The following is a 1375-nucleotide window of genomic DNA, read 5'->3' as shown; positions in this document are numbered from 1 at the left end:
TCATCTTCGAGAGACCTCGACCCCTATCCCGGCAACGACGCGCCGATGACCTCTACACCCTCAACTGCGAAGAGCCCCAAATCTGTTTGCCACCACCCGCCCTAAACCGCGTAGCCACAAACTGATTACCACGAAGGTCATAGCGATAAGCCGTCCCGAGGGCCAGAGTTGGGCAACGAATCAACCATCTTGCGCGCAAGATCGACTATCACTGAAACTTTGTGCATACGCGAAAGACCAACATGCCGCGATTTATGGTCTTCGATATGACCAGCATTGATCCCGCCAAGTATCATGGGGCGATACGCACCGACATAATGGCTCATCTCGCCTGCGTTGCGAAATCCTCGCTGACTCACAAAGACTGGACTGCCTGAGTTGCCATCGCTAGAAAAGGCATCGAACAAGACTTGCAGTGAGCCATCACCAGGCTTTGGTCCGTCAGCGTATAGCCGCCAACTTTCTTTCGGATCACTTACGATTGCGCCCGTTCTCATAATTGGCCGATCTGCACTCTTATCGTGCCAAGCGGGATAACCTGGAAAGAACAATGATTCACAAGGAGCAACCGTGTTCCAATACCACGCTGAAATATCGAGATGCCCCCAACTCACATAATGCTTCAATTGAATTGCAGCATCACCGCCCTGTTTCAAACCGTCAGCCCACTTGTGAGCGCCCTCGGTTCGTCCAGCAATTCCATACAAATCCACGCGTAGTAAGTGACCCGGAAGCAAAGGAAAGATACAAGCATCGATTGTCGGATCATCGTGGAATATGGGTTCTGCGACGATGTCGGTTTCAATTCGATCGTCCGACGTAAGCCATATACTTGCACGCAGCTTTGTGAGCTTTGTTCCCTCTTTGAGCTCATCAGACCAACCGGGCTCTATAAAATGCCTGTTAGTAACGAGCCCTAATGTCCGTTTATCGGGGCCCTGAACGACAAAACCCGTTGCGGTACCTTTGGGAGTCGTATTGCCAGGCTCGTAATGAAATTCGCCAAACAACTTGCAGGCGTAGTAAAGGTGCTCTTGGCCGATGCCCGTCTCCATGAGCCAGGATCATCGCACCTTGGCCCGACACCCTGGCCGCGAGCACCCCTGATCCCGTCCTGCACAGACAGCCAGCCACTGTGCCCGCTCGTTGGCCGTGATAACACCGACCAGCACGGAGGCGGTGCTTCACGAGCGTTCGACGCGATCAATCAGGTGGGATCCGAGTAACCCCGATGGCTGCGGCGGAATCAACCGCGCAAGCTATCGACGCGATCAACGTCTACGAACGAACGCGAGTTAGGGACTTGACCCCGTGTGTTGGACACGCTGAATCCCGCAAGGTTGGCGGGGGAAGCGAGATGATCCACCACGATGGC

1 protein-coding gene is annotated in these 1375 nt (G+C 54.1%); it reads right to left on the bottom strand.

Features of this window, described 5'->3' with window-relative positions:
* Nucleotides 1-137: 137 nt before the first annotated feature.
* A complete protein-coding gene (locus tag ACJH6H_RS29705) occupies nt 138-1055 on the bottom strand; it encodes a hypothetical protein (protein WP_406776388.1) in 918 nt (305 codons plus the stop codon).
* Between the last annotated feature and the right edge of the window lie 320 nt (nt 1056-1375).

The sequence above is a fragment of the Mycobacterium sp. SMC-21 genome (genome assembly GCF_045310825.1).
GTDB lineage: Bacteria > Actinomycetota > Actinomycetes > Mycobacteriales > Mycobacteriaceae > Mycobacterium.
This window is presented reverse-complemented; position numbering and strand designations above follow the sequence as displayed.

Coding starts and splice junctions, on each gene's coding strand:
- ACJH6H_RS29705 (WP_406776388.1), bottom strand. CDS start 1,055: ATGGAGACGGGCATCGGCCAAGAGCACCTTTACTACGCCTGCAAGTTG.